Annotated in this window: 6 protein-coding genes and 1 pseudogene; 6 read left to right on the plus strand and 1 reads right to left on the minus strand. The window is 63.2% G+C overall.

The annotated features are described in order from the left end of the window. Positions 1 to 655: 655 nt before the first annotated feature. The 5 genes from R4P95_RS32660 to R4P95_RS32680 all read left to right on the plus strand — a co-directional run bounded on the left by R4P95_RS32660 (position 656) and on the right by R4P95_RS32680 (position 6,501). Positions 656 to 1,438, plus strand: coding sequence for a ParA family protein (locus tag R4P95_RS32660; RefSeq protein WP_317747491.1), 783 nt, complete (start codon positions 656 to 658; stop codon positions 1,436 to 1,438). Beyond that, a complete protein-coding gene (locus R4P95_RS32665; RefSeq protein WP_317747490.1) occupies positions 1,435 to 1,806 on the plus strand; it encodes a hypothetical protein in 372 nt (123 codons plus the stop codon). The genes R4P95_RS32660 and R4P95_RS32665 overlap by 4 nt, the downstream gene beginning before the upstream one ends. Positions 1,807 to 1,962: 156 nt before the next feature. Next, positions 1,963 to 3,279, plus strand: a complete 1,317-nt coding sequence (locus R4P95_RS32670; protein ID WP_317747489.1) for a DUF2637 domain-containing protein — start codon at positions 1,963 to 1,965, stop codon at positions 3,277 to 3,279. Between the two features lie 1,339 nt (positions 3,280 to 4,618). Next, the gene (locus R4P95_RS32675) at positions 4,619 to 5,329 is read left to right on the plus strand and encodes a GAF and ANTAR domain-containing protein (protein ID WP_317747488.1); all 711 of its coding nucleotides are present in this window, start codon (positions 4,619 to 4,621) and stop codon (positions 5,327 to 5,329) included. Positions 5,330 to 5,832: 503 nt separating this feature from the next. Next, positions 5,833 to 6,501 carry a PAS and ANTAR domain-containing protein gene (locus R4P95_RS32680; RefSeq protein ID WP_317747487.1) on the plus strand — a complete coding sequence of 223 codons (669 nt, stop codon included), beginning with the start codon at positions 5,833 to 5,835 and terminating at the stop codon, positions 6,499 to 6,501. 236 nt (positions 6,502 to 6,737) lie between these two features. Here R4P95_RS32680 and R4P95_RS32685 read toward each other — a convergent pair whose 3' ends face one another. After that, positions 6,738 to 6,962: a hypothetical protein gene (locus R4P95_RS32685; RefSeq protein WP_317747486.1), complete on the minus strand. Its 225-nt coding sequence runs from the start codon at positions 6,960 to 6,962 to the stop codon at positions 6,738 to 6,740. Positions 6,963 to 7,041: 79 nt separating this feature from the next. Here R4P95_RS32685 and R4P95_RS32690 point away from each other — a divergent pair. Next, positions 7,042 to 7,231, plus strand: a pseudogene (locus tag R4P95_RS32690) (hypothetical protein); the annotation flags it as partial.

Consider the following 7,231-nt stretch of genomic DNA (forward strand, 5'->3'; position numbering starts at 1 on the left):
ATCGGTTCTAGCCTTCATATCGTGAATAGTTCTGCTATGGAGACGATCACAGCTACCGAGCGTATCGCAGCAATGCTCGCAACCGTCGCTATCGGAGAGATGTCAGCAACGATATCTACCGGAGCTAGACGCCCTATGTGCGCTACAGTAGCGCCGCATTCTATGGACCCTCGCATGTCTATGCGAACTCGCCGTTCTAGCCTAAATAAGCTGGCTACGCAGCCTAGTGGTCGTAGGCGTGCATTCAGAGCTATGTGTGCGAACAGTACTACGAGCGCAATGCTTGCTAGAGAAGTTCAATTATCGACCATCGCTGTCATCGCTATTGTCGAAATCGTATCTAGCGAAGCTATGCAAAATAGTGAAGTAAGCGGTGCAAGCAAAGCAAGTGCAGACAGCGTAGTTACGTTCGCATTCATAGAGAGCGCAGCTATGGCTGCGTTCGCAGCGTCGATCGCTACGAAAGCTGAACTAGAGAGACTAGATACGCTATGCACGCTAGCTCACCTAGCAAATAGGGCTAGCGTTGCTCGGCGTGTCGAGCTAGCCCAGTAGCCAAGCCTCGCTATGCTCCCTACGCGAGCGTGCGGAGTTGCACTAACGCTCATCGCGCGCATCTGGAAGTCTCCTGGCCTCGACGGAACGGAACCAAGTCATGACACGCAAATGCGCGATCTGCAATCAGAAAGGGGGAGTGGGCAAGACCGCCACGACCCTCGGTCTCGCGAGCGCAATTAGCAACGCTGGCGGACACGTCCTTGTTGTCGATGTTGACCCCCAGGGTAACGCCACCAACGGCGTGGGCGTCACCATCACCGACGAGATGCTGACAACCTACGACCTGATGAGCCGAACGGAGTCGGGCACGGCGATCGACGCCGTCATTGCCACTCCTTGGGACGGCGTCGATCTGATCCCGGCCGACCAGACGCTCGCGAACATCGAGTCGGATGGGGCCAACGACCTCATCTTCCGCCTCGACATTGCCTTCGAGGGCCTCGACCTGTCCGCGTATGACGCTGTCCTTTTCGACTGCCCACCGTCGCTCGGAAAACTGCTCTTCGCCGTTTTCTGTGCAGTGGACGGGGTCATCGTAGTAACCGAGCCCACCATTGACAGTGTTCAAGGCGTCACCAAGCTCCTCGAAACCGTCGAGAACGTCCAGCGACGCCCGAACCCGAACCTGGCTATCGACAAGATCGTCCTCAGTCGACGACGGGGGACAGGCGAGCACCAATACCGGGAGAGCGAGCTGCGGGAAGTCTACGGCGACCTCGTCGCGCGCACCGCCATCCCGGAGTACGCCACTCGGCAGGACGCACACAGTGCGCGCACCCCCATCCACAAGTTCGCGGGCGGAAAATCGCTGTCATTGCAGCTCGCGTACACCGACCTACTCAGCGAACTACCCTTCAAGACCGCAGGAGCGACCGTATGAGCGTCCAACGTGAACCCGCTATCCGCAGGCCCGCGCACCCTGCCGCAGATCTTCCTGAGCGCCCCCGGGTCGTCAAAGACCCCACCCCGGCCGCCGTCGACGAGCAGCCGACGCAACTTCCGCCCGAATCGACCATCAGATCTGTCGCCGACGCGCCCGTCACGCCAGTCTTGTCTCCTGCACCCGAGGCGGCATCGGCTGTCGAGAAACTCAGCGAACAACACAACGTACGGGTGCGGCCCTCGACCAAGGCTCGCCTGACGCGCGGTGTGGACAAGCTGCGCTACGAGACCGGGGACCGGAGCATCACCATCTCGTCAGTCACCGACGCCGCGCTCATCGAGTACCTGAACAACAACGGCTGCTAGCACCAATAGCAACACTAGCTATCCGTGCTAGGCGAGCGCTCGTGGTTCGAGGTATGCCCACCGCGACCGCGCTGGCCGCACCAACACAAGGAAGCCCCCGCCGATTGCGCCGGCGGGGGCCTCGTGGACCGGGACCCCGTGAAAGGACACCCGATCATGAACGACCTTAGTATCCGAGCAGCACGAATCCAGCTCCGCGCCCTGATTGCCGCCCTAATCGTTGCCATCGCCATTGCGGTCGGCATCACCACCGGAGCGTTCGTACTCTCTTTCGCCGTGCAACGCGACCTCGCATTGCAGGCCGGAATCCCGCACTACCTCACCTGGATCTTCCCCGCCATTGTCGACGGCGCAATCCTCGGCGCAACGATCGCCATCGTTGCGCTAAGCAAGATCAACGGCAGCGCAACGGGCAAGCACTTCTTCCTCTGGCTCGCAGTCGTCGTCGTCTTCATCAGCGTCTTCGGCAACGCCTACCACGCCTACCGCGCCGGGGAAGCCGCCGCACGAAGTGTTGCAGCTGGCATCGACCTGGGATATACCCCACTGACTCCAACCGGCGCCTCGCTCATTGCAGTCATTCCGCCACTTCTGGTCTTGGCTTTCACCCACGGTGTCGGAATCCTCATCAAGGCCATCGGCACCGCCCACACCGAGTACACCGCGGTCGTCCGAGACACCCGCGACCGCGAACAGCGGGAAGGTGAGGACATCGCGACCGATCCCCCGACGGTGGCGGCCGAGGCGATGCCTGCATCCGAACGGAACCTCGGCCATATTGCGGCCCTCGTTGCTCGGAGCATTGCGCCGGATCCCGACGTTGCACGGGACTCCGACGTTGCGCCGGGCCTGAACGTTGCGCCGGGCCTGAACGTTGCGCCGGGCCTGAACGTTGCGCCGCGCATTGCTCAGGCCGTTGCGCAGTTCGCCGACGTTGCAACGGCAGACGACTCCTCGGCACCCGACGACAGCCGTGTGGCCGCCGCGGCCGGACCTGAGAGTTCCACTGGCGTTGCGGATGCCGCGCAACCAACCGAGGCGAACCCAGATGACCTCACCGACGTTGCGACCCTCACCGAGGAGCACGTTGCGCCCAGCGCACTGAGCAAGCGCAATGACGATGCACTGACGGTCGGCAATGCGCCGGAGGACTCGCAAGAGCCATTCGTGTTGCCGGACGAGGCCCAGACCATCGAGAACCTCCTCGACTTCATCGACACGTGCGCCGACTTCGAGCCCGTAGTGAAAGAGACGGCCCGACTGCGAATCCTCGAACAGCACAGCTACGCGGAAATCGCCACGCTCACGCGGGCCAAGGCCGCAAGCACCGCAATGCGCCGATTCGACAAGGTTGCGCAACGTGCGGTCGACGCCGGGTTCCGAACGCCCCCGTTGCCGGAGCTCGAGGAGATGGCGGACGGACGCAATGCGGCAACGCTCGATCCGCAGTACACATTGGTCGGGGCACCCTGAGCACCCGCCCCCGGCAAGGCGGCGACAGCCAGCTCGTACTCCCCGGCTCAAACGGGGAGACGACCCGACCAGCAGAACGAGGCGGGCAGAACGAGGTGGGCCGCACCCACCAAACTCCGAACGTCCGCAACACCCAGCGCCTCTGACCGCAACACAGCCCGACGTTGCAGACCAACCAGACGAGGTCGGCAGCGCAACGCCCGGTTGCGGCAACGCAACGCCGACAGTACGAGGTTGGCAACGCAACGCCCGATTCGGATGCAACAGACAATCGGACGTGTGGACCGCAATGCAGATGCAACACCATCACAACGTCGGGGATCATCTGCGCATTGCAGGTGGACGGGCGCCGCGTTGCATGCTGGACGCCGATGACTCATACAGTTCACCCAAGAGAAGTAGATGAGGGAGCGGTTGTGGAGTGGTTCGTGGCGTTTCGGGATCTGGAGATTCCGCGGACATCGGTGCGTGCAGCGGAAGCGTCCGATCGCGATGACGCCATGGCTTAGGTCATCGCCGCTAGGCGCGACCTGGCGTGCCGTGACGACGGATCGGTGGTCAATAAGTCTGCTCACATCCGCATCGGATCCGAGCTGGCGGTGGTGACCGGGCGACAGTCCACGCCTGGACGACGAAACCCTGCGCTGCCGTATCGACGCTTCCATCATGGCGAAGCAACAACACGCGGTGTAGGTTTTCGCCGATCGTGTCAGTCGCACGCCGCGCTGACCTGAGACTTTGCAAAAGCTCATTACCAAGCGATTCTCACTAACTTGTCAGAATCCTCGAATGGTCCGGAGACGTTCAGGTCGCTGAACTGGAGTAACGCCGAAAGCTGACGGGTCGCTGACCAGCGGTGCCTCAACAATGTGGCAAAGCGGCGCCGTGGCGTTTCTGCCACATTGTTGAGGCAAGGGGGCGTCGAGCATGCCGGGTTTCGGCGAGAACGTGCAGGTAGGGCGATTGCCTGCCTGCCTCAACTTTGTGGCAGAAATCCGGCGTTGCCTCGGGTGCTGTGGCAATGCTCCAGATCCGATGGCACAGGACACGAAGACCTACAAAACGCTGTAGGTTCCACTGCTCGGTGTCACTTCTCTGTGCATCTGACCTGCAGGTTCTCAACATCGTGTCAGTGCCTGATTCTCACGAACTTGTCGTTATCCTCAGCCCGGTCGATATCCGATAAGGCGATCCGCTCGAGGTGACGCTCGCGAATCGCCCAGGGGTTTCAGGCATCGGATATGGGCTGCCGATGCCATCGGATTCTCGCGAGTAGCGGAGGTTCGTGGTGTGAGCCGCGGGGTGTTTGCACCTCGCATCGTTAGGGAAAGTCGGCACCATGAGCGAGGAACAGGACCCAGCACGCCCCGACGACGATCAGACGGTGGCTCTGCTCGCCCGCACGCGTACCCAGTGTGAGGAATGCGCGGCCGCCGTCGGTGTCGACGGCGCGGCCGTCGCGGTGTTCGCCAACGACACCACCCGGGATTTGGTGTACGCCACCGACAGCACCGCCGAACGGATCGACGAACTCGAGTTCACCCTGGGCGAGGGCCCCGGCCTCGCCGCGTATCGCTCATCGGCGCCCGAACTACACCCCGATATGGCGGATCCCACCGCAACGACACGGTGGCCGATGCTCGTCCCCGAGACACTCGAGCTCGGCGTTCGCGCCGTCTTCGCGTTCCCCCTGCGTCTGTGCAACGGCGCCCGCATCGGTGTCCTCACGCTCTACCGCACCCAGCCCGGCAGGCTCGATGCCCAGCACTATCGGGCCGCCGCGGACTACGCCGCTGCCCTCGGCCCGATCGTGGTCGAGGAACTCGATCCCGCGCGCAACCCGACGTTGATCGATCCCGCCCTGTCTCCGCGCGGCAAGGTGCACGTGGCCGCCGGAATGATGGCCGTCCAGCTTCGGGTGTCTCCCGCCGATGCCCTCACCCGATTACGGGCCATGGCGTTCGCGCAACACCGCAGGATCACGGCGATCGCGCAGGACATCATCGCCGCCCGTCTCAGGTTCGGCCCCGAGGAGTCCGGCAATACCTGATCTGCGCCGAAGGCCTTGCCGTTCATAAACTAATTTTGCCGAGTCTTGATCGGACGCCGGTTCTCGACCGAAGTCCTGGAGCCGGCCAAAGAGCAGATTCGCGCGTCCGGTACCCGTCCAGGCGAGGCCGGTCCTTCACCACCGAGGACGTTGGGAACGATACCGGGACAGATCCGTCCGAACGTCGAGTCCCCGGCCCGTTCCGCAAGCGGATCGGCTAACGGGATTGTTCTCCTGTTGCCGGCGTTGACTGATGTGCACATCAGTATCGGGTGCACCTCCGGCACGGGTGGCGGCGCGCCCCAGCCGTGATTCATCCATCCCGGGACAGATCTCGAAATCCATGCGCCGCTCTTCGTCCCCCGGTCCGCCGTGCGTCGAAGAATCCCTGCACTTGATGCAACGGTGGAGGTCATTTCTGTGCACGCCGTTGTGTTCGGCATACTGTGGCGGTGGCGACCCGAGGCGAGGGTGGTTTGAGCGCGGAGGGCAGGGGGTTAGTTGTGGACCGTGATGAGCTTCTTGTCGCGAATGCACCCCCTCAGGGCGGGAGTTTCCGGTTCTACCTCAACGGTGAGCGCTGGGAATGGTCCGATCCGGTCGCCCGGATGCACGGCTACCAACCGGGGGAGATCATTCCCACCACCGCACTTCTGCTCTCCCATAAGCATCCGGACGACAAAGCGCAGATCGCGGCGCTCTTCGACAAGATGATCCACGCCGGTGAGCCGTTCAGCAGCAAGCACCGCATCATCGACACCGACCGCCGCATTCACCACGTCATCGTGGTCGGCGATCGCCTGCTCGACGAGAACGAGAAGGTCATCGGCACGTACGGGTACTACATCGACGTCACCGAATCATTGGAGACCGACCCCCGCGAATTCAGCGAGGCGCTCACCGAGGCCGTCGCCGAGTTCGGGAAATCGCGGGCGGTGATCGAGCAGGCCAAGGGTGCACTCATGCTCGTGTACGGCATCTCCTCCGAACGCGCGTTCGGCATCCTCACCTGGCGCTCACAGCAGACCAATACCAAACTCCGCACCCTCGCCGAACGCTTCGTCGCCGCCCTCACCGAGACGACCTTTCCCGAGTCGTTTCGCGCCCGATTCGATCACCTACTGTTGACCGCACACCAGCATCCCGATACCCCTTCGGGGGAACGGGACTGACCGGCATCCCCACGTGAGCGGAGATGAGGCGTCGGCGAAGGTCTCCCGCCCGCCTGGTGAGCTCGCGCTGTTCAGCTCGTACGAGGACCGAGCGGTATAGCGGTCACCGACCGGCTCAGGAGCCGACGGGCGAGAGCTGCGATCTGCGTCGTTCCCCTTCCCGCGGCACGGCTCCGGAGGACCTCGCCACACCGGCGGACACGAAGGCGCGCCCACGCACTGCTGCGAGCTCCCGGTCATTGACCGGTGGCGGTGGCCGTGGTGCGGAAGAGGGATTCGAGGCCGTCGATGGTGATGACGAGGCCCTTGTCGAGAAGGTGTGCACCGTCGTAGTCGGCGAGTTCGGAAGCGAGGGAGCGTAACCGGGGAAACTTACTGTGCGGCAGGCGGTGCAGTCCGAGGCGGAGGACCCCCGACGACCCCCCTCGGCCGAACGGACGTGGTTGCGCCCCGGAGCTCACGCCGCAAGACCTCTGGGAGCGGGGACGCGGAGTGTGGAAGTTCCGTGCCGATCACGTCGCTGCATCAACGATCGTCCTCATGGTTCACGACAAGACGGTTGTGCTGGTGGCGTCGATCACCGGACTGACCCTGCACCGCGGCGGGCTGGCGATTCTCGGTGAGCCGCTTACCGAGCACCCCCTCCTCGGTAGGCCTGACCCGCTGCATACACCGAATCCCCTTGTTCCCTGGGGGTCCGCGCCGGAGAGTGAGCGGAAATGCCGCTGTA

The sequence above is a fragment of the Rhodococcus sp. IEGM 27 genome (genome assembly GCF_033142305.1).
GTDB lineage: Bacteria > Actinomycetota > Actinomycetes > Mycobacteriales > Mycobacteriaceae > Rhodococcus_F > Rhodococcus_F oxybenzonivorans.